The sequence below is a fragment of the Bradyrhizobium sp. CCBAU 51745 genome, assembly GCF_028128715.1.
GTDB classification, from domain to species: domain Bacteria; phylum Pseudomonadota; class Alphaproteobacteria; order Rhizobiales; family Xanthobacteraceae; genus Bradyrhizobium; species Bradyrhizobium manausense.
Window position 1 is genome coordinate 1 of the sequence record NZ_LBJP01000086.1, and the last position, 20,682, is coordinate 20,682.

Consider the following 20,682-nt stretch of genomic DNA (forward strand, 5'->3'; position numbering starts at 1 on the left):
AGGCCGAGATCATCGCCTTCTGCCGCACGCATATGAGCGGCTTCAAGACGCCGAAGGCCGTCGTGTTCGGACCGATCCCGAAGACGTCGACCGGCAAGATCCAGAAATTCCTGCTGCGCAATCTGGTCGACTCGGCGAAGGCGATCTCGGCTTGAGCCATCATGAAACGGTTTCGAACGCCGCCAGCGTGCTGAGACGTAGCACACCGCACGCAGGCACCGCGCGTCGCGCTCCTTCCCTCCACTGCCCGGAGCTCTCACGAGCTCCGGGCTCTCTTTTGGCAGGCAGCGACCCATTCGGCGCGATGACGGCGATCGCAGCGTCAGTATCTTGGCGACACCCCAGTGGCATGGGCGGCAGGTCAACGCGCGGGGCGAGGTCCGCCAGGCGCTCGCGCCGGTCACTAATCAGCTGGCTCGGTTGTGGTTCAAATACGTGCGAGATATGCCACTCGGCAGAGACAAAGATCTCTTCACGACCGGCTGGTGTCCTCCAGCCCTGCGCGCCTCGCGATCAGAAAGATGGTCGGAGGAGACGGGTATCGCTCGAGACGCGATCCTTTTCCTCGATCGTCTTGCCGTCCACCGTTGGCGCAAGATCTGCGACAGTCCCCTCCAGGATCGTGGCCACCTCCAACAGTGAGATCACCAGGCGTGGCATGCGCCGGAGTTTCTCTTCAACGGCAACCGCGCGGAGATCGTTCATCGACTGCCCACCGAGCAGGCGCCATCCCCCAAAGGCGATCTCGCGGACATTGCCGGAGAGGTGTCCCACTGACGACAACGACTGCTTTGATTCAAGCAAGAGCTCGTCAGCCATGCGATCCATCACTTTGATCACGGCAATCGCATCCCGCGCGACACTAGCGAGACTGTCCCCATGGCCATTGTGCTTGCCGGATTTACCGAGGCTCTCCCAAAGCGCGATGGCCACAGATCGATTATGCAGTTCGGAAAGTCGGGCCACCAGCGTCGAGAATCGCGACCGAGCGGTTCTAACAAGTGCTTCCAGCAATGACAGGTTGGCCTGCATCGATGCCGATGCGGCCTTCGACCTGATGAGTGTGAAGTACATCATTTGCTCCAGAGGCGCCCTGCGATCGCGGCAATACAACTCTAGATTACAGAAGGGCAGCGCGCTTGAACGTCTTGAGCCACGATTGATCAATGCACGCCTCGAAAGCTGATCCCGCTAAAATTAGTCTGCCAGCATCTTGCCAGCCGATCGCCAGCGCCGCAGCGGAATGACGGCTTGGCAAGTTCGGACCGCAAAAAACATGATATGCACCAATCTCGATGGTGAGTTTTCTCTCGCACGCATCGCCAGGGAATGGGGTCTATCGGCAGCGCATTTTGCCCGCGCTTTCAAAGTCAGCACGGAGACACCGCCACATGTGGGCTGCGCCGGCAGCCGAGCTGTCACTGCCCCTCTCTTCGAAAGCTATTTAATCCTATCATTGCCCGGCCTAACCGCTTGAAAATACTGGATAGGAAGAGCACCTTGCGCATGAATCGCCTATCGCGATCCAAACATTTCCGTTCAGCCCTCCTCGCGGAGGCAACGCTCCCAATGAGGCCATATGGCTGCTACGTCTGCCGACAAGCTCAAGCTTTTTCGTATCCGCCGCGCGCCAAAAGGCGGCCGCAAGGCGGCCGCGCCGGGCCCTGACGTCGAAGAAAAGATCCTTGATGCGGCGGAGTTCGTATTTGGGCATTTCGGCTTCCGGGGGGCGACGACTGCTCTGATTGCCAAAAAGGCATCGATCGCAAAACCCCACATCTACTACTATTTCGAGGACAAGGAGGATCTCTACCGCGCGGTGCTCGAACGTGCGATGAACATGTGGGCGCGGGATATGGACAATCTGGACATGACGTCCGACATCCAGACCATTCTTATCGGCTACATCCACAAAAAAATCGATTTCTCGCGAGATCACCCTCATCTGTCGCGCATCTATGCAAACGAAATCATCAGCGGCGCACAATTCATCGGCAGCTTCATCGAGAAGGTCTCAACCCCATTGCTGCTCGACAAGGTCGCGACGTTGGAGCAATGGGCGGCGAGCGGGTCCATCCGCGCGATCAGCGCAGTGGATCTCTTTTTCTGCATCTGGGCAATGACTCAGGCTTATGCCGATTTCTCGAGCCAAATGATCATCATGAAAGGCAAGCGGCAGCTGGAGGATGCGGACTTCGATTCCGCAAAAGCGACCATCGTCCAGCTCGTTCTTGGCGGCCTCGGGCTCGAGGAGAGCGACAAGTCGACGAACCGGCTCCCGCCGAGCGGGCCACGGCAAAGCCGGGCACCTAAGGCACGATGACATCTGGATGAATCGTCATCGCGCTTTCGGTTGTCGTCTGCGCACGACATCCACGCAAGCGTATGCCGCGTTTATCGCGAAGGAAGATTGCTTCGCACCTTTCGGAACCATGCTTTAGGCCCTTGCTCGGCCGCGCGCATCCCGGCTCCTTCAAGACTTTCCCTCGACAAACGTCACTTCGGCGCTCGCGGCCGACCGATCACTCTACCTTTAGTTGTTAGCTCAGCTCGCGTCAATGACTAGAGGCGGCCATGAAAACCTTATTGTAAAACTATTTTATCGAACGTAAAATTATTTTATCGATCGTTACAGAGATGGCATGTCGCTTGCTTCGATCCGATCGCCTCGCATGGTGCGGGCCTTCGTCAAACAAACATTGGAGAGAGGATATGACATCCAACAGCGGCGACGTTCCCGCGCTGGTCATTATCGGTGCTCATCCCAAGCTCTATAATCACGACCTTGCTCCGACCGCGCCCGAGGGACGAACATGGGGAGTATTCAGCCTGTTCGCGATGTGGATGTCGGATGTCCACTCGGTTGGCGGCTATACCTTCGCCGCAAGCCTGTTTTTTCTCGGCTTGACCGGATGGCAGGTTCTTATCTCCATGACGGTCGGCATCACGGCGGTCTACTTCCTAATGAACCTCATTGGCCGCCCCTCTCAACGATACGGCATCCCCTTCCCGGTCATGGCGCGCGTGTCGTTCGGGGTAATGGGCGCCAATCTCGCCGCCATCGTGCGAGGCGTCGTCGGCATCGTCTGGTACGGCGTACAGACCTACTTCGCCTCGAAGGCGGTCCAGGTCCTCATCATCACTTTGGCACCTTCAGCAGTCGATCTTACGCACAACAGCATTATCGGCCTGTCCACCCTCGCCTGGTTCAGCTTTCTGTTCATGTGGCTGTTCCAGCTCATCATTTTCCTGAGCGGCATGGAGCGCATCCGCCGCTTCATCGATTTCTGCGGACCGGTGGTCTACGTTGTCATGCTGGCCCTCGCGGTCTGGATGCTGTGGCAGACCGGCTTTTCGAGCCTGTCGCTTCAGCTCAGCCCACCCGCGGCATCGAACGCGGCAACGATTGGGGTGATGGCCAATGCCGCAATGCTGATTGTCGCGTACTTCTCGGCCCTCCTGCTCAATTTCGGTGACTTCGCCCGGTTCGCCAAGAGCGAGGACGCCATGAAGGCAGGAAACCTGCTCGGCTTGCCCGTCAACTTCCTGGTGTTTTCGATCATCACGGTGATCGTGACGGCCGGCACTCTGAACGTGTTCGGGGAAGCGATCATGGATCCAGTCCTGATCGTCGAGAAAATCGGCAACCCCATCGTCGTCATTGTGGGCTCGATCACGTTCATCGTTGCGACCATGGGCATCAACATCGTGGCGAACTTCGTTTCCCCCGCCTATGACATCTCCAACCTCAATCCGGAGCGCATCAATTTCAAGATGGGCGGCCTCATAACGTCTATTCTGTCAGTGCTTGTATGTCCCTGGCTGTTCGTGGCGAGCCCATCGGCCATCACGCTGTTCGTGAGCATCTTCGGCTCAACGCTCGGACCGATGTTCGGCATCATGGTCGCCGACTACTACCTCGTGAGAAAGCAGATCGTGAGAGTGGATGACCTCTATACGATGTCGCCGAGCGGAGCATTCCACTACGACGGCGGCTGGAACTCCAGGGCGTTGATCGCGCTGGCACTATCCGGGGTCCTGTCGATTGGATTGTCCCTGTTGGGTGCCTATGGACTGATCCTCAACGTCGGAGACTGGGGATGGCTCATCGGAGCTTGTGTCGGAGGAACGATCTACCGAGCGCTATCGAAAGAGCAGGACTCGGTCCCCATCGTCGTCGGGGCAGGTGAATGACGGCCGTCTTCGCGGACCCACCGCCATGCCGGCGGCGTCCGGGAAGAAACTTCAGCATGCGCGTTCGACCGAACGCGCATGCAAGATTGAGACGAGCTCGTGATCACCTCAGCAGCTACTGCCGATTATCCGCCCGTTCTGCGGTTTTCAGTGGATGCAGATCGTTGACCGCTTCTTCCAATATGGTCGCGACCTCCAGCAGCAAAATCACCAAACGCATTATCCGCTTGAGATTGTCCTCGTCAGGAACGGCCGGCGGAGCGCCCGGCTTCCGCTCGCCCGCCGAGCGCTGTCGTCCGAAGTCGATCCTGCGGATCCGCGAGGTTGCGCTTGAACACCTTGAACCAAGGTTGAACGAATCGAGCCTGCGACGACATGCGGCGGCAGGGCTGGTCGCAGCCTGCGCCAAACGGTTCCGGCGGCGCTCCGGGAGCCGACAATGATCAATGCTGGCCGCTACGGAGATCGCTTCGCAAGACTATTTCCCATGCTCCGGCAGCCGAACACCGGAACAGTCAAATCGCTACAGAAGGGAGCGTTCGCCGCCGTCCGGATAACATATTGCGGGGCGGTCGGTGATCCGACATTGCCATCCCCGGCCGACGAGGCTTTTGGGCTTTGCGTTCGGCTACAGCATCAGAGAGGCGAGATATGGGTGGACGGCCGACATATGCGCAAGGGCGCCTTGAAGGACGAAACAACCGTCTACGATCTGCGATGCGAAACGATCATTCACTTCCATGACCCATTCGACTTCCTGTACCTCTATCTGCGCCACAACGCGCTAAGTGAACTTGCGACCGAGCTTGACCTTGGTCGCTTTCAATATGACGTCGTAGCCGGCGCGAACCTCCTCGACCCTGTCCTGGCACATTTGGGCCGCTGCCTGCTGCCGGCCTTGGAGAGACCTCAAGAGGCAAACGAGCTGTTCATCGGCTATGTTTCGATGGCTCTTAATACTCATTTCCTCCGCAAATACACGATCAGTCGACCTGGCAACCGCCCTTGCCGCAGCGGATTGGCGCCATGGCAGCTTCGGACCGCGAAGGCACTCATCCGCGCGAATCTGGACGGCAAAATGTCACTGGCACGGATCGCGTGCGAATGTGGCTTGTCAGCTGCCCACTTTGCGCGCGCTTTCAGGATTAGCATGGGGGCACCACCGCACCGGTGGCTGATGAATCAACGCATCGAGCAAAGCAAGGCCTTGCTGCTGGACTCGACGTTGTCGCTGACGGAAATTGCAATCAAATGCGGCTTCGCCGACCAGAGTCACTTCACCAGATCCTTCTCAGCGGCGGTTGGCGCCACACCAGGCCGCTGGCGACTGATCCGGAAGACTTAAAGCGCGCCGCTAGATGCTCGAAACAGGCTCGCATGCCGACACTCGACCGGTCTGACTTTCTCATCATTCCATCGAACGAAAGTGCTCCTCGACCGACCACTCAACCAAACCGACCGCTCCGGAAGGCTTCGAGGCTCGGAACGTCGTTTCGCCTGTCGATGAGGCCTGCGACGACACGGCTCGTGGCACCGGCCAGGGTCAAGCCGAGATGTCCATGTCCAAAGGCGTGGATCAGGTTGGGAAGGCGCCGGCTGGGTCCGATGACGGGCAGCGAGTCCGGAAGCGAAGGACGAAAGCCGAGCCATCGCGACTGAACCGGTCCAAGGTCCGGGAAAATCCCGCGGACGCCGCGCTCCAGCAGCGCGATCCGGTTCGGATTGATCGGTGCTTCCAGGCCGCCGAGCTCGACCGTTCCCGCAACCCGCAAGCGGCCCGCCATCGGCGTGAGATAGAAGCCGAGATCGACCGGACTGACCGGCCGCTTGATCGGGCAGGCATCCATCGCGAATTCGATGTGATAACCGCGCTCGGTGTCGAGCGGGATGTCGTCTCCGGCTTGTGCGGCGAGATCGCGGGACCACGCACCGGCGGCAAGGACAACACTATGTGCTTCGATCGTGCGGTCGCCACACACGAGATGGATGCGGCCTCCCTCCTGCGGTTGCAGCCGGTCGACACGCGCGCGTTCGAACAAGGCGCCTTTCGCCGCCGCCCCGGATGCCAGCCGGCCGGTCAGTGCGGCCGGATCAACGGTGTGAGCCGCATCGGGAAAGAAGATGCCGCCGGCTGCGCGCGGCAATGCCGGCTCGAGCCGCGCGACCTCGTCCGCGCTCAATCGCTGTTGTCGCACGCCGAGCTCGTTGCGGAGGCGGGCTGCCCAATCGCCGTCGTCGTGTGGCATTTTCCCGCGATAGAGATAGAGGCAGCCTTCATAACGAAGCAGATCCGCAAGCTGCGCCTGCTCGGCAAGCTCGCGCCATGCCGGAATTGCGTCCTTCAGCAGGCCCGCAAGCGCGTGTCCGTTGCGGCGCGCGCGGGCAGGCATCGATTGCCAAAGGAAGCGCGACAGCCACGGCACGAGTGCGGGCAAGGCGGCCAGCCTCACCGAGAGAGGGCTGTCTGCGCCAACAAGCAGGCTCGGCAAGTTGCTGAGAACATCGGGGTTGCCGACCGGCGCGCAAGCGTAGGGCGCAAATGTTCCGGCATTGCCGTAGGAGGCGCCCGAACCGGGCTCGTTGGGATCGATGACGACGACGTCACGGCCGCCGTCCGCCAGCCGAAACGCGATCGCTAGCCCGATGACCCCGGCCCCGACGATCGCGACGTCCGTTTTGATCAATTCGGCCACAATGCCTCAGACCGCTCCCGAGATTTCGAAATGACCGGCATTGAGCAGGTCGGCCATGATCGCAAGCGCCTGGCGCAATTCACCTGAAGACGGTGCTGCACCGACATTGATCCGCACCGCATGGGCGAGGGTCTCGCGTCCGACGGCGAACGCATCTGCCGGGAGCACGCCGACGCCCCGCTGACGGCAGGCACGGGCGAACGCTGCGCCGCGCCAGGGTTCGGGCAAATGCAGCCAGGCGTGCGGCGACGTCTCCTGCGACTGGACATCGAAGGCCGCAAGCGCATCACGCAAAATGGCCTGCCGCCGACGCAGCTCCTCGCGCTGAACGTCGATGATGCGCTTCGCGGTCCCCTCCTCCAAAAGGATGGTGGCGATCAGCGCCGTGAGCGGGCTGATGCTCCAGCAATCGATCCGGAGCGCCGCTGCAACGTTGCCCAGTACCGCACGCGGCGCGACGACGAATCCATAACGCAGGCCCGGCGCAATGCATTTCGACAGGCCGCTGATATGGACGGTGAGTTCGGGCTCCAGCGCTGCGAAGGACGGGACGGCGCGATCGAGCAATGGACGGTAGACGTCGTCCTCGATGATCAGCACGTTATGGCGGCGCGCGATCGCGGCAAGCGCGCGGCGACGCTCCTCGCTCAAAGTGACCGTGGTCGGATTATGCAGGGTGGGCACCAGGAAAACCGCGCGCGGACGCAGGGTCGCGCAAGCCGCCTCGAATGCGTCGGGCCGCATGCCCTCGCGGTCGATCGACACCCCACGCAGGTCGACGCCTTGTGACCGGCACAGCGCGCTGATGCCTTGATACGTGATGAAATCGGCAAGCACGACATCGTCGGGCTGCGTCAGGGCACGCAACACGCAGGCAAGGCCATGCTGAGCGCCATCGGTCAGCACGACGCGGCCTGCATCACCGTCGCCCGCGACGCCATCGAGCCAATCGGCGACCGTGGCGCGCGCCCATTCAGGACCCTCAGGAGGATGGTAGTCCTGCAAGGCGCTGAACCTGCGATCTTTTGCGATGTGCGGGAGCAGCAGCGCGAGCGCTTCGCGATAGGCCGACGTGGCCGGCCTGTTGACGGACAGATCGATCAAGCCGGCCTCATCGCTGGGAGCCGATTTGAAGCCGCCCTCCTCCGTCTCCCTACCCGCGACAAGGGTCCCGCGGCCAGGGCGCGCCTCCACAAGTCCTCGCTGCTGCAACGCAGAGAAGGCACGCGTGACGGTCGTGACATTGATGCCGAGCAGGCGCGCAATTTCCCGGTGCGGTGGCAAACGATCGCCTTCTGCCAGCTCTCCGCGTGCAATTCTCTCACCGATGGCATCCGCCAAACGCTGATAAATTGGTCGATCGTTGTTCGGCAATTCCAGATTTTCGAGCATTGCGGCTTGGCGTCCCGGACGTTCCTGTCATCAGCAAAGCCTTCTTATCATGGAGAAAAGACCCAGACAATCTGACTTGTATGCATACCAACAGGCTTTGCAAGTCTATTATATGGCACGATGTCTGCCATAAATTGCATCATATGATCCGCTTGACGGTGGAATTTCCGCATTATACGGTCACTCAATATCGTATTGTCTGACCACATAACTGCGGCGGGGCGCCCTGGAGGTCGAGCGATGGTTTTATCAGGACAAAGCACGTCGCTTCGCGAAGCGTTGACCGAGAGCACCCCCTCCGCAATGGACCGGCCGGCAGCCGTGGCCGGCGGAAGAACCGGGTCGGCGGTCCGGGCCGACGCCAAGTTTGTCGAATTCATCAACGTCGAAAAAACCTATGGAAATTTTCACGCCGTCCGCCGGCTCAATCTGAGCATCGGCCGCGGCGAGTTTCTCACCTTCCTCGGGCCGTCGGGCTCCGGCAAGACCACGACCCTGAACATGCTGGCGGGCTTCGAACGCCCGAGCCAGGGCGTGATCACGCTCGACGGCAAATCGGTCGACCGCCTGCCGCCCTATGAGCGCAACATCGGCATGGTGTTCCAGAACTACGCGCTATTTCCGCATATGAGCGTGGCCGACAACGTCGCCTTCCCGCTCTCGGTGCGCAAGGCGCCGAAGGCCGAGATCGGGCCGCGCGTCATCCGCGCGCTCGAGATGGTCAAGCTGGAGCGCTTCAAGGACCGCAAGCCGACGCAGCTCTCCGGCGGACAGCAGCAGCGCGTCGCGCTGGCGCGCGCGCTTGTGTTCCAGCCGACCCTCGTCCTGATGGACGAGCCGCTCGGCGCGCTCGACAAGAAGCTGCGCGAGCACATGCAGATCGAGCTGAAGCAGATTCACGAAATGCTCGGCGTCACCATCGTCTACGTCACGCACGACCAGAGCGAGGCGCTGACGATGTCGGATCGGGTCGCGATCTTCGAGAGCGGCAACATCGCCCAGATGGGTACGCCCGATGCGCTCTACAACGAGCCTGCGACCGCCTTCGTCGCCGGCTTCATTGGCGAGAACAATGCGCTGGATGGCGTCGTCGAACGCGTCGACGGCGATCAATGCCTGGTCGCGCTGCCGACGGGACTGACGACATCCGCCATGGCGATCGGCGGCATCAGTCCCGGAGCCGCGGTCCAGCTGGCGATCCGGCCCGAGCGGATCGCAGGCAGCGGCGAGCCGGCGGACAACCGCTTCAAGGCCATTGTCGAGGGCCGAATCTATCACGGCGACCATCAACGCCTGCTCGCGCGCCTGCCGGGCGGACAAGTGCTGACCGTCAAGGTCAGCCCCGACGCTGCGATGGCGACGGGCGAAACCATCGATCTGAGCTGGCGCACGATCGACTGCCGGGCCTTTCCGGCGGGCGCAGCTCCAGACGGCAACACTCCGAACACAGGGAGCGTGACATGAAGTTGATCTACCGGACGACCTTGGTTGCCTTATTACCTGTCCTGGCAAGCGCAGGAATGACCTCGCAGATCCGGCCCGCCAGCGCCGAAGAGCTCACCGTCATGGCAACCGGCGGTGAGTGGCAGGCGGCGCTGCGCAAGGCCTGGTTTGAGCCATTCGCCAAGAAGACCGGCATCACGTTCAACGAGCAGGAATACACCGGCGAGCTCGGCAAGATCAAAGCCATGGTCGAGACCGGCAATGTGCCGATCGATCTCGTGACCGTCGAGACTTCGACGGTCCTGCAAGGCTGCGACGCCGGCGTGCTGATCCGCCTCGACTATGCCAAGGTCGCCGATCGCGCGCGGTTCCTCCCCGGCACCGCGCTCGACTGCGGTGTCGGCATCGACGTCTATGGTGACGTCCTTGCTTACGACACCACCGTGTTGAAAGAGGCGCCGACATCGGTGCTCGACATTTTCGACACCAAGAAGTTTCCGGGCAAACGCGCCATGCGCAAGGCGCCGGCACAGAATCTCGAATGGGCGTTGATGGCCGACGGCGTGCCGATCGCCGAGATCTACAAGGTCCTGGCGACGCCCGCCGGCGTCGACCGCGCCTTCAAGAAGCTCGATACGATCAAGAAGGACATCGTCTGGTGGGAGGCCGGAGCGCAGCCGCCGCAACTGCTCGCGTCCAAGGAGGTGGTGATGACGACCGCCTGGAACGGACGCATTCAAAACGCGATCGACAAGGACAAGCGGCCGTTCGCGATTGTCTGGGATAACCAGATCGTCGAGTACGACATGATTGCGATTCCGAAAGGCGCCAAGAACCTCGACCTCGCCTACAAATATCTGGCTTATGCGGCCGGGCCCGAGGTGAGCGCGCAGCTCGGCGCATACATCCCCTACGGTCCCGTGATGGCGGATGCGACGCCTTTCGTGCCCAAGGATGTGCTGGCGAAGCTGCCGACGGCGCCGGACCACATGAAGACCTATCTGGTCGGCGATGTCGAGTTCTGGGGCGACCATGGCGAGGACCTGGTGAAGCGTTTCAACGCCTGGCTTGCCCAGTAGATAGCGCGGCGAGATCGCGATCGGGCAACCTGCCCGATCGCCAGCGACCACACGAGGTGACGTTCATGTCGTCGATCGCAATATCAGGCGTCAAACCGCGCGCCGGCGCCACCGACCGCAGCGACAGCCTGCGGCCACTGGCATTGGCCGCGCCGCTGCTGCTTCTGCTCGCCTTCAGCTTCGGCGCGCCGATCGTGCTGCTGCTGTCGCGCGCGGTCTATGAGCCGACCATCGCCAACGCGCTGCCGCACACCATCGCGGCGTTGCGCACGGACAGCGCGCGTGTCCCGGCCGAGCCGGTGTTCCGCGCCCTCGCGGACGACCTGAAGACCGCCCAGGCGGCGGGCGCGATCTATGAATTCGCCAAGACGCTCAACACCCGCCTGCCCGGCGCGCGCAGCCAGGTGCTGCGGCTCGCGCGGCTTGCCGGCCAGGATCCGGCGGCCACCAAGGAGGCGATGATCAAGGCCGCGCCGCTGCTCGGCGAAGACCAGGGCTGGACAGCGATACGCGCGGGAACCAACCGTTTCACCTCGTTCTTTCTGCTCAGCGCGTTCGATCTGCGCTGGACCGACCAGGGAACGATCGGCGCTGTCCCGGCCGAACAGGCCGTGTTCACCCGGGTGTTCGGACGGACCTTCCTGATCGCGACGCTGGTGACGCTGGCGACCCTCGCACTCGCCTTTCCGCTTGCTTATGTCATGACCAACGTGCGGCCGGTGATCGCCGGCATCGTGCTCGTGTTGGTGTTGCTGCCGTTCTGGACGTCAATCCTGGTGCGCACGGCCGCATGGACCGTGATCCTGCAGAAATACGGCCTGCTCAACGATCTGCTGCTCTGGCTTGGCGTGACATCGGATCGCCTGGAGCTGATGTACAGCCGGACCGGTCTCATCATCGCGATGACGCACATCCAGCTGCCCTTCACGCTGCTTCCGATCTATAGCGTGATGCGCGCGGTGCAGACCTCGCAGCTCAGGGCAGCTCAATCGCTTGGCGCGCGGCCCTTCACCGTGTTCCGCAGGATCTACCTGCCGCAGGTCATGCCCGGTGTCCTGGCCGGCTGCCTGCTCACCTTCATCCTGTGCCTTGGCTATTACATCACGCCAGTCCTGGTCGGCGGCGCCAGCGACCAGCTGATCAGCAACTTCATCGCCAACTACGTCAATGTCGAGCTGAACTGGGAAATGGCGGCGGCGCTCAGCTTCGTGCTGCTCGCATCCACGCTCGGCCTGTACGTGACGATGACACGCTATCTCGGTCTCGACCTCTTCAAGATGGGATGAAGCGCCATGCTGTCGCCCTACCCGACCACCTCTGAACGGATCCGCGTCGCCGCGCTCTGGATCTGGTGCGTGCTGGTGCTGATCTTCCTCGTCGTGCCGATCTTCGTGCCCGTGCCGCTCTCGTTCAACAGCGGATCGTTCTTTACTTTTCCGCTCGCAGGCGTTTCGACACGCTGGTACGAGGTCGTGCTCGGCACGCCGCGTTGGCGTGCTGCCATCGGCAACAGTCTGCTGATTGGGGCGGGTGCGACCGTGCTTGCCACCTTTCTGGGAACGCTGACTGCGATCGGCTTGTCGGACCCGAAATTTCCGGCGCGTCGGTTTGTCGTGCCGCTCCTGATCTCGCCGCTCATCGTGCCCGTCGTCGTGACCGCCGTCGGGACTTACCTGTTCTATGCCCGGCTCGGACTCGCCAATACCTATGCCGGCATCATCCTCGCCCACACCGTGCTGGCGAGCCCCTTTGTCGTCGTGACCGTCGGGGCGAGCCTCTCGGGGTTCGATCGCAATTTGATGCGGGCGACATCGATCCTCGGAGCAAGGCCCCTGACCGGATTCTTCCGGGTCATGCTGCCGCTGATCCTGCCCGGCGTGTTGTCCGGCGCGGCCTTCGCCTTTGTGACATCGTTCGACGAGGTGGTCGTCGTCCAGTTTCTTGCCAACGCCCAGCAGCGCACCTTGCCGCTCGAAATGTTCACAGGCCTGCGCGAGCAATTGAGCCCTGCGATCACAGCCGCTGCGACATTGATGATGGCACTGTCGATCCTGTTGCTGATCGTTGCCAATCTGCTGGCCCGCCGGTCCAGACAAGCCGGCCTGCCGGCCGAGTGAGGCCTTGTTGCATGTCCTTCCATACGACGATCAACGGCACACGCTGGACCTTTGATGACCTCAAGACGCTGCTCGCTAAGGCATCGCCGGCCCGCTCCGGTGATGCCCTGGCGGGCATCGCGGCGCAAAGCGCGATCGAGCGCGTCGCCGCCCAGACGGCGCTTGCCGATCTTCCGCTCAAGACGTTCCTTGATGTCGATCTCGTACCGTACGACGAAGACGAGGTCTCTCGTCTGATCCTCGACCGCCATGACCTCCCGGCATTCGCGCCGGTGTCCCATCTCACTGTAGGCGGGTTCCGCGAATGGCTGCTCGACACACGCACCACGACAAGCCAGCTGACGGCGCTGGCCCCTGGCCTGACCCCGGAAATGGTTGCCGCAGTCTCCAAGATCATGCGTGCGCAAGACCTGATTGCGGTTGCCGCCAAATGCAACGTCGTGACCGCGTTCCGCAGCACGATCGGATTGGCCGGCCGACTCTCCACGCGGTTGCAACCGAACCATCCGACCGACGATTCACGCGGAATTGCCGCCAGCCTGCTCGACGGACTCCTGTTCGGAGTCGGCGACGCGGTCATCGGCGTCAATCCCGCAACAGATACATTTCATGACTATGTGCGCGTCGTCACCCTGCTCGACGATGTCCGCCAACGCCTCGACGTTCCGACGCAGACCTGCTGCCTGGGTCATGTTACCACCGCGATCCAGGCCATCAATCTCGGCGCTCCGGTCGATCTCGTCTTCCAATCCATAGCCGGCTCGGAAAAAGCCAATCTAGGATTCGGGATCAGCCTGTCCGTCCTAGCGGAGGCCCACGATGCCGCGCTTTCGCTGGCGCGCGGCACGGTCGGCCGCAACGTGATGTATTTCGAGACTGGGCAAGGCAGTGCCTTATCCGCAGATGCGCATTTCGGCATTGACCAGCAGACGATGGAGGCGCGAGCCTATGCCGTCGCGCGGCGCTTCAGCCCGCTGCTCGTCAATACGGTGGTCGGCTTCATCGGTCCCGAATATCTCTACAATGGCAAGGAAATCACGCGGGCCGGGCTGGAGGACCATTTCTGCGGCAAGCTGCTCGGCGTGCCGATGGGATGTGACGTCTGCTACACCAATCACGCCGAGGCCGATCAGGACGACATGGACACGCTGCTGACATTGCTAAGTGCCGCGGGTGTCAGCTTCGTCATCGCGGTCCCCGGAGCCGATGACGTCATGCTGAACTATCAGAGCCTGGCGTTTCACGACATCCTTTACGCGCGCCAGACCCTCGGCCGCCGATGCGCGCCGGAGTTCGAGAGTTGGCTGAGCCGGGTCGGCCTCGCCGACGCGGACGGTCGCCTGCTCGAGCAGCCAGCATCCGGAGCGATCGGTCCGGCCATTGCGTTGATCGAGACGATGAGAGCCTGATGATGCGCGACGACCCTCCCCGTGACGGCGATCAGCTTGCGGTGCTGGATAAACTTGCAGGCCTGCGGCGCTTCACGCCGGCACGCATCGCGCTCGGACGATGCGGTTCCGGTCAACCGACGATGACGAGCCTCAACTTCATGCTCGACCATGCGCGCGCGCGTGACGCGGTTCACACGGCACTTGATTTCGAGGCGCTCGGGCGATCGCTTCGCGAGCGGAACTGGGACGTCATTGCCGTCCGGAGTGCTGCGGTCGATCGGGCCGAGTATCTGCGCCGCCCGGATCTGGGACGCCGCCTTTCGCCCGAGGGGCGTCTTGCCATCGAAGGCCAGCGGCGTGGCAACGACGTCGCGATCGTCGCCGCCGATGGCCTCTCCGCTTCGGCCATCGAGATCAACCTGCGGCCATTGCTCGATCATCTGCAACGGCTGTTGTTGGCCAAGGGCCTCACTGTCGGTCCCATCATTCTGGTCGAGCAGGGACGCGTCGCAATCGGCGACGAGATTGGTGAAACCCTTGGCGCGAGGTTGGTCGTCGTCCTGATCGGCGAACGTCCGGGTCTGTCGGCCGCGGACTCGCTCGGTGCCTACATGACGTGGCAGCCACGAATCGGCACGATGGATTCGAACCGAAACTGCATATCCAATATTCGCCCCGCCGGACTGCTGCCGGAAGACGCGGCATCCCAGATCGTCGGCTTGATCGAACTGGCATTCAAGCATGCCGTGACGGGTGTACAATTGAACGATTTGCGGGAAGCGGACGCAATGCTTCTGGTCGGGCCTCGCGCAAACCACGTAAACCGATGAGCGACTCCCGCTTTCCGCGCGGGCTTAAGTTCAAGATCACTGGCGAGTGGCTCCCGGCGGTGCGCAAGCTATTCGGAACCTCGACGTAGGAAAAAGACGGCTGGCTCTATCCATCAGAGGTCATCATGGCCAATGGAAGCGGAGAGCGGCTCGAACCCTCGACCAAATCTTCTGATGAACCAGAAAATACTAAGCACCTCTCCCTGGCTTGGCTTGGTCGGGATCAAAGGAGATCTCGAGGATCATCTGCTCCGGACATCGCGCGACAATTCACCTGTCGCCACATTTATCAAATGAATCCGCGCACAAGCCGGGCAATGCACGACCAAGACCGCCTCGGCACGCGCCCCTGAGGCAGGCTCGCAGATAGGATGTTGAACGTTCATGCCCGTGTTGGGGCAGCGAAACAGGATGTTGGACATGGAAGCTCCGTGACACAGACCTGTCTCTCCCCTGCCCGAAGATCAACTCAGGAAGATCACCTAGGCGGCAGAAGCCAAAACCCCATCCTGATACCGCCGCTCACTCCCTTCGATGCTCGATCCGTTTCGCCGACCCACCGTTAGTGGTAACATGTAACAGTTGCGCGCAGCGCGGGGGAGCAGACCATGCACAGGTACGTCGCCCGGGCAAACATCGATCACTACGTAGAGATTTTGAAGGACATGAGCCTGTCGACGCAGCGCCGAAGCACCACGATCGCACTGCTTATTGCTGAGCTCGACAAGCTCGGCGCGGACGGCGAGCATCTGGAGTTCGCGGAAACCAAGGTTTCAGCGAGCCGTCAACAGGTCGCACAAGCAGCCGCCCGCCGCGATTCTCTCGCCCTCGGCACATCCGCGCGGGAAAACGCAGAGAGATACCTGATCCACCTTGAGAATGTTCATACGGTACTGGATGATTTCTGCCACCGCCTTCGTCACAGAATCGCATCGGGTCCCGCTTGAGAGCTGACGGAGGTCGCGCAGGTAACGCGACACCAAGCCGCGAACTCTTGAGGAGGTGATGGTCGGCTCGGTTGCGATCAGGCAGCGACGGACTCGTTCGTTTCTCTGTTGCCGAGTAGTGGCGTAAACTGCTCCGCGGTCACGGTTTCGTTTGCAATCAACAGTTCAACACCGGCGTCAAGGTCGGCACGGCGTCGCTGCAGGATATCGCGGGCACGGCGATCACCCTCCTCAATCAGATTGCGCACGGCAAGATCAATCTCGCGGCCGGTGGCTTCGGCAGCAGTCACGACCGTATCCTGGGCCGCGAGAAATGCCTGGGGCTTGGGGGCATAGGTGCGCTGCCCGACCGTCTCGTCCATGCCGTATTTGGTCACCATCTCAATGGCCACCTCGGTCGCACGTTGAAGATCGTCGGCGGCCCCGGTCGAAATCGCACCATCGAAGATCAGGCGCTCCGACGCGCGTCCACCCATCAGCACCGCGACCCGGTTCTTCAGCTCTTCGATGGTCAGCAGGAACCTGTCTTCGGTGGGACGCTGAATGGTGTAGCCCAGCGCCCCGATTCCACGCGGGATGATCGATACTTTCTGCACCGGATCGACCCCCGGCAGGCTCGCAGCCACGAGAGCATGGCCCATCTCGTGATATGCAACCCTACGCCGCTCCTCCTTGCCGAGCACCCTGCTCTTCTTTTCCACTCCGGCAACGATCCGCTCGATCGCGGCGACGAAATCGGCGAAAGAGACCTCGCCAGCGCCCCGCCGGGTCGCGGCTATCGCGGCCTCGTTGACGAGATTGGCAAGATCAGCCCCCGTGAAGCCGGTTGTGAGGCCAGCTACCTTCTCCAGATCAACTAGCTCACCCATCCGGATCTTGCGGACGTGCACTCTGAGAATGGCAATGCGCCCCGTCTTGTCTGGCCGGTCGACGAGGACCTGCCGGTCGAACCGTCCTGCCCGCAACAGCGCGGGATCCAGGATTTCAGGGCGATTGGTCGCCGCCAACAGGATCACGCCGACGCTCGGATCGAAGCCGTCAAGCTCGGACAGGAGCTGGTTGAGGGTCTGCTCCTTCTCATCATGACTCGACAACGACAGCGGTCCACGGCTACGTCCAAGTGCGTCGAGCTCGTCGACGAAGATGATGCATGGGGCTGCCTTGCGGGCTTGCTCGAACAGGTCACGCACGCGCGCGGCGCCGACGCCGACGAACATTTCGACGAACTCGGAGCCCGAAATCGAGAAGAACGGAACGCCAGCCTCGCCGGCGACAGCGCGGGCCAGCAACGTCTTGCCGGTACCGGGCGGTCCCACCAATAGGATGCCCTTCGGCACATGCGCACCCAGTCGGCCGTAGCTGCCGGGATCCTTTAGAAACGACACCACCTCCTGCAGCTCGAATTTCGCGTCATCGACCCCGGCGACGTCGGCGAAAGTCACCTTGATGTCCTTCTCCACATAGACTTTGGCACGCGACTTACCAATCGCCATGAGTCCGCCAAATCCCTGCCGGCCGGTCATGCCGCGCCCGATCCAGTACCAGATCAGGAAAAAGACCACGATCGGGAAGATCCAGGACAGCAGGCTTTGCAATGCGCCGCTCCCGGGAATGCCAGTGACGCTCACGCCCTTCTGCGCGAGCTTGTCGGCCAGGACCATATCAACCCGCGCGGTGACGAACGCAGACTTTCCGCTCGGGAGTTGTTCCTTCAGCTTTCCCTGGATGCTATCGGGTCCCACGGAGACCTCTGCGATCTTTTCCTGGGCGAGCAGCTGCTCAAACTGGCTGTAAGGAATGGTCTCGATTGAATTATAGGTTGCGACAAGGAATTGCAGGGCGACGAGCAACATACTGCCTGCGAAGATGATGGCCATCACGATGGTCTGCTTTCGCGACCCTTGACCTGCCTCCACCTGCTCCTCCCATCAACATCAGCTCGCACTCAATTGGTAACGGGAGATGGCCGCGTCGGATTGATTCAGGTCAACTCGATGGCCAACACCGCTCCAGACCGCGACATCGGCATTGATCACCTGTTTGACCAAGATCAATTTCCGTCAAGCACAGTCGTACACAATGTTTGCCGAGATTTCGGCACAAGGCAGCACAGCCGAGGCATTTCAATGGCTCACAAACAAGTTTTGTTCCATTCAGCCGCGCGCGAGAAAGTCCTGCGCGGCGCTTCCCTGCTCGCGGATGCGGTGCGCGTTACGCTCGGTCCGAAGTCGAAATCCGTTCTGATCCAGAAAGGATGGGGGGCGCCGATCGTCTGCAACGATGGTGTCACCATCGCGAAGGAGTTTGATCTCAAGGACGCCGAGGAAAATCTTGGCGCTCAGGTTCTTCGCCAAGCCGCCGAGAAGACGGGTGACGTCGTCGGAGACGGCACCAGCACCTCGACCATCCTCGCGCATGCCATCCTGTCGGACGGAGTTCGCAACGTTGTTGCCGGCGCGAGTGCGATCGACCTGAAACGTGGTCTGGACCGAGGGACGCAGGCCGCCATCGCGGCGCTGCGCGCGATGGCAAAGCCGGTGAAGACGGGAGCCGAAAAAGCTCAGGTCGCGACGATTTCGGCCCACAACGATACGTCCATCGGTGAGCTGGTCGCCGACGCGATCGAAAAGGTCGGCGGTGATGGTGTGATCTCGGTGGAGGAATCCAAGACGACAGAGACCCTCCTGGACGTCGTCGAAGGGATGAAATTCGATCGTGGCTTCCTGTCCCCTTACTTCGTCACGGATGCCGACCGGATGGAATCGGTGCTGGAGGACCCATACGTCCTTTTGTGCGACCATAAGATCGGTGCATTGCGCGACCTCGTCCCCGTCCTTGAGCAAGTCGCCAAGAGCGGCCGGTCGCTCCTGATCATCGCCGAAGACATCGAGGGCGAAGCTCTGGCGACGCTCATCGTCAACCAGCTGCGTGGCGTGCTCAAGGCCTGCGCGGTCAAAGCACCTGGATTCGGTGATCGGCGCAAGGCCATGCTGGAAGACATCGCGATTCTAACCGGCGCCCAGGTGATCTCGGAAGACATCGGCCTGAAGCTCGAAAGTGCCACCCTGGAGCAGCTCGGCCGCGCCGCGCGCGTGGTTGCGGACAAGGAGAACACCACCCTCATCGGCAGTGGCGGCGACCGTTCGCGCATCGACGCGCGGGTCGCCCAGATCCGGGTCGAAATCGAGAAGACCACCAGCGACTACGACCGGGAGAAACTCGAGGAACGCCTCGCCAAGCTCTCTGGCGGCGTCGCCGTGATCCGGGTCGGGGCACCGACCGAAGCCGAGATGAAGGCGAAGAAGGAAGCCCTCGACGATGCCATTAGCTCGACTAAGGCTGCGGTTGCGGAAGGCATCGTACCGGGCGGCGGACTGGCGCTGCTTCGGACTGTCGCAGCCGTGGCCAAGGAAGAAGCGGCTTGCGAGGGAGACGAACGTACTGGCGTGCAGATCCTGAGGCGAGCACTCGAAGCGCCGGCCCGTCAGATCGCCGAGAATTCCGCTACTGATGGAGGCGTCGTCGTTGCGCGGATGCTCGGCAGCGAGGGAAATTTCGGCTTCGATGCTGCCCGCAAGGTCTATGTCGATCTCGTGGAATCCGGCATTGTCGACCCCGTGAAAGTCGTGCGGACCGCACTTGAAAACGCCGTCTCAGTGGCGAGCGTCCTGCTTCTGACAGAAGCGACGATGACTGAACTTCCGGAGGCGAAGCGCGAGCGCTTGGCGGAGCACGATATGGCGATGTAGGGCACGTCCCAACTGCCCCGTTTTTTAGGCCAGAAGGTTGACGACACGATCGTCCAGATCTTGCCTACACTTCTGACACCGGCGTGGGAATTTGAGGGAGATCAACCAACGCGCGACAGCCGCGATTATTCTTTCTGTTGACCAATATGGTCAGCCTCTAAGGAGAAGATGATCATGGCAACCGAAACCAAACTACCCGTCACCAAGACCTCCACCGCACCCGCAGCGCCCGGCACGGCATGGCAGCCATTTCAGGCCCTGAGAAACGAAATCGATCAGATCTTCGACGATTTCGGCAACGGTTTCTGGAAGCGGCCATTCCCGTCGCTTGCCCGGCTGGAGCGTGATCTGTCCAAGAACTTCAGCGCGCCAGCCGTCGATGTTTCCGAGAGCGACAAGGCTTACGAGATCACGGCGGAGCTTCCCGGTCTCGACGAGAAAAACATCGACGTCAAGCTCGCCAATGGCGGTCTCACCATCCGCGGCGAGAAAAAGGAAGAGACTGAAGAGAAGAAGAAGGACTATTACGTCTCCGAGCGCCGCTATGGCTCCTTCGAGCGCTACTTCGCACTGCCGGACGATGTCAACTCCGACAAGATCGAGGCAACGTTCAAGAACGGCGTGCTCAAGGTCGTCTTGCCGAAGACCGAAGAAGCGCAGAAGTCTGCCAAGACCATCAACGTGAAGGCCGCCTGAGCGACCGTCGAGGGGAGGCTGTGATTGTCGCGGCCTCCCCGACGACCAACATATTGGCAAGCGCACCACGCTATCACCGCTTTGCCTCGCAATAGCGCAATGGAGATGTTCCACCTTTCGCGTTGTTGGAGATACCATCAAGGAATTGACT

General features: G+C 61.5%; 17 protein-coding genes and 2 pseudogenes. 13 read left to right on the forward strand and 6 right to left on the reverse strand.

The annotated features are described in order from the left end of the window. Nucleotides 1-513 precede the first annotated feature (513 nt). Entirely contained in the window at nt 514-1,074 is a 561-nt protein-coding gene (locus XH98_RS26710; protein ID WP_271601968.1) for a hypothetical protein, read from the reverse strand. 505 nt (nt 1,075-1,579) lie between these two features. On the opposite strand from XH98_RS26710, the pseudogene XH98_RS41235 reads away from it, so the two are divergent. The 3 genes and pseudogenes from XH98_RS41235 to XH98_RS26720 form a co-directional block, all read left to right on the forward strand. Next, nucleotides 1,580-1,810, forward strand: a pseudogene (locus XH98_RS41235) (helix-turn-helix domain-containing protein); the annotation flags it as partial. A 9-nt stretch (nt 1,811-1,819) separates the two neighbouring features. After that, nucleotides 1,820-2,323 carry a TetR family transcriptional regulator C-terminal domain-containing protein gene (locus XH98_RS26715; RefSeq protein ID WP_271620410.1) on the forward strand — a complete coding sequence of 168 codons (504 nt, stop codon included), beginning with the start codon at nt 1,820-1,822 and terminating at the stop codon, nt 2,321-2,323. Nucleotides 2,324-2,712: 389 nt separating this feature from the next. Then, entirely contained in the window at nt 2,713-4,194 is a 1,482-nt protein-coding gene (locus XH98_RS26720; protein ID WP_271620411.1) for an NCS1 family nucleobase:cation symporter-1, read from the forward strand. A gap of 115 nt (nt 4,195-4,309) precedes the next feature. Here the strand turns inward: XH98_RS26720 and XH98_RS26725 are convergent, their stop codons facing one another. Further along, on the reverse strand, nt 4,310-4,603 hold the full coding sequence (locus XH98_RS26725) for a hypothetical protein (protein ID WP_271620412.1): 294 nt from the start codon (nt 4,601-4,603) through the stop codon (nt 4,310-4,312). A gap of 30 nt (nt 4,604-4,633) precedes the next feature. Here XH98_RS26725 and XH98_RS26730 point away from each other — a divergent pair, with 30 nt between their 5' ends. Continuing rightward, on the forward strand, nt 4,634-5,539 hold the full coding sequence (locus tag XH98_RS26730) for an AraC family transcriptional regulator (protein WP_271601971.1): 906 nt from the start codon (nt 4,634-4,636) through the stop codon (nt 5,537-5,539). Nucleotides 5,540-5,639: 100 nt separating this feature from the next. On the opposite strand, the gene XH98_RS26735 is transcribed toward XH98_RS26730, so the two are convergent. The 3 genes and pseudogenes from XH98_RS26735 to XH98_RS26745 form a co-directional block, all read right to left on the reverse strand. Next, the gene (locus tag XH98_RS26735) at nt 5,640-6,887 is read right to left on the reverse strand and encodes an NAD(P)/FAD-dependent oxidoreductase (protein ID WP_271601972.1); all 1,248 of its coding nucleotides are present in this window, start codon (nt 6,885-6,887) and stop codon (nt 5,640-5,642) included. Between the two features lie 6 nt (nt 6,888-6,893). Beyond that, a complete protein-coding gene (locus XH98_RS26740; RefSeq protein ID WP_271620529.1) occupies nt 6,894-7,991 on the reverse strand; it encodes an aminotransferase-like domain-containing protein in 1,098 nt (365 codons plus the stop codon). A 69-nt stretch (nt 7,992-8,060) separates the two neighbouring features. Further along, nucleotides 8,061-8,279: pseudogene (locus XH98_RS26745) on the reverse strand (GntR family transcriptional regulator); the annotation flags it as partial. Between the two features lie 303 nt (nt 8,280-8,582). On the opposite strand from XH98_RS26745, the gene XH98_RS26750 reads away from it, so the two are divergent. The 7 genes from XH98_RS26750 to XH98_RS26780 all read left to right on the forward strand — a co-directional run bounded on the left by XH98_RS26750 (nt 8,583) and on the right by XH98_RS26780 (nt 16,086). Beyond that, entirely contained in the window at nt 8,583-9,743 is a 1,161-nt protein-coding gene (locus XH98_RS26750; RefSeq protein ID WP_442868637.1) for an ABC transporter ATP-binding protein, read from the forward strand. Next, the gene (locus XH98_RS26755; RefSeq protein ID WP_271601974.1) at nt 9,740-10,801 is read left to right on the forward strand and encodes an ABC transporter substrate-binding protein; all 1,062 of its coding nucleotides are present in this window, start codon (nt 9,740-9,742) and stop codon (nt 10,799-10,801) included. Before XH98_RS26750 ends, XH98_RS26755 begins: the two co-directional genes overlap by 4 nt. A 65-nt stretch (nt 10,802-10,866) precedes the next feature. Further along, nucleotides 10,867-12,087, forward strand: coding sequence for an ABC transporter permease (locus XH98_RS26760; protein WP_271601975.1), 1,221 nt, complete (start codon nt 10,867-10,869; stop codon nt 12,085-12,087). 6 nt (nt 12,088-12,093) lie between these two features. Beyond that, nucleotides 12,094-12,918, forward strand: coding sequence for an ABC transporter permease (locus XH98_RS26765; protein ID WP_271601976.1), 825 nt, complete (start codon nt 12,094-12,096; stop codon nt 12,916-12,918). An 11-nt stretch (nt 12,919-12,929) separates the two neighbouring features. Next, nucleotides 12,930-14,327, forward strand: a complete 1,398-nt coding sequence (locus XH98_RS26770; protein WP_271620414.1) for an ethanolamine ammonia-lyase subunit EutB — start codon at nt 12,930-12,932, stop codon at nt 14,325-14,327. Next, nucleotides 14,327-15,139, forward strand: a complete 813-nt coding sequence (eutC, locus tag XH98_RS26775) for an ethanolamine ammonia-lyase subunit EutC (RefSeq protein WP_271620415.1) — start codon at nt 14,327-14,329, stop codon at nt 15,137-15,139. Before XH98_RS26770 ends, eutC begins: the two co-directional genes overlap by 1 nt. A 608-nt stretch (nt 15,140-15,747) precedes the next feature. Then, a complete protein-coding gene (locus tag XH98_RS26780) occupies nt 15,748-16,086 on the forward strand; it encodes a hypothetical protein (protein WP_271601979.1) in 339 nt (112 codons plus the stop codon). Between the two features lie 77 nt (nt 16,087-16,163). Here XH98_RS26780 and ftsH read toward each other — a convergent pair whose 3' ends face one another. After that, a complete protein-coding gene (ftsH, locus tag XH98_RS26785) occupies nt 16,164-17,963 on the reverse strand; it encodes an ATP-dependent zinc metalloprotease FtsH (RefSeq protein WP_271620416.1) in 1,800 nt (599 codons plus the stop codon). Nucleotides 17,964-18,212: 249 nt separating this feature from the next. Between ftsH and groL the strand changes: the two genes are divergently transcribed. Next, on the forward strand, nt 18,213-19,835 hold the full coding sequence (gene groL / locus XH98_RS26790; protein WP_271602341.1) for a chaperonin GroEL: 1,623 nt from the start codon (nt 18,213-18,215) through the stop codon (nt 19,833-19,835). Nucleotides 19,836-20,009: 174 nt separating this feature from the next. Continuing rightward, nucleotides 20,010-20,531: an Hsp20/alpha crystallin family protein gene (locus XH98_RS26795; RefSeq protein ID WP_271601980.1), complete on the forward strand. Its 522-nt coding sequence runs from the start codon at nt 20,010-20,012 to the stop codon at nt 20,529-20,531. Nucleotides 20,532-20,682 lie beyond the last annotated feature (151 nt).

Bases quoted from the DNA above. Each gene is read 5' to 3' on its own strand.
- XH98_RS26710 (WP_271601968.1), bottom strand. From the start codon at position 1,074: ATGTACTTCACACTCATCAGGTCGAAGGCCGCATCGGCATCGATGCAG.
- XH98_RS26720 (WP_271620411.1), top strand. From the start codon at position 2,713: ATGACATCCAACAGCGGCGACGTTCCCGCGCTGGTCATTATCGGTGCT.
- XH98_RS26730 (WP_271601971.1), top strand. From the start codon at position 4,634: ATGATCAATGCTGGCCGCTACGGAGATCGCTTCGCAAGACTATTTCCC.
- XH98_RS26750 (WP_442868637.1), top strand. From the start codon at position 8,583: ATGGACCGGCCGGCAGCCGTGGCCGGCGGAAGAACCGGGTCGGCGGTC.
- XH98_RS26755 (WP_271601974.1), top strand. From the start codon at position 9,740: ATGAAGTTGATCTACCGGACGACCTTGGTTGCCTTATTACCTGTCCTG.
- XH98_RS26760 (WP_271601975.1), top strand. From the start codon at position 10,867: ATGTCGTCGATCGCAATATCAGGCGTCAAACCGCGCGCCGGCGCCACC.
- XH98_RS26765 (WP_271601976.1), top strand. From the start codon at position 12,094: ATGCTGTCGCCCTACCCGACCACCTCTGAACGGATCCGCGTCGCCGCG.
- XH98_RS26770 (WP_271620414.1), top strand. From the start codon at position 12,930: ATGTCCTTCCATACGACGATCAACGGCACACGCTGGACCTTTGATGAC.
- eutC (WP_271620415.1), top strand. From the start codon at position 14,327: ATGATGCGCGACGACCCTCCCCGTGACGGCGATCAGCTTGCGGTGCTG.
- XH98_RS26780 (WP_271601979.1), top strand. From the start codon at position 15,748: ATGCACAGGTACGTCGCCCGGGCAAACATCGATCACTACGTAGAGATT.
- ftsH (WP_271620416.1), bottom strand. From the start codon at position 17,963: ATGGCCATCATCTTCGCAGGCAGTATGTTGCTCGTCGCCCTGCAATTC.
- groL (WP_271602341.1), top strand. From the start codon at position 18,213: ATGGCTCACAAACAAGTTTTGTTCCATTCAGCCGCGCGCGAGAAAGTC.
- XH98_RS26795 (WP_271601980.1), top strand. From the start codon at position 20,010: ATGGCAACCGAAACCAAACTACCCGTCACCAAGACCTCCACCGCACCC.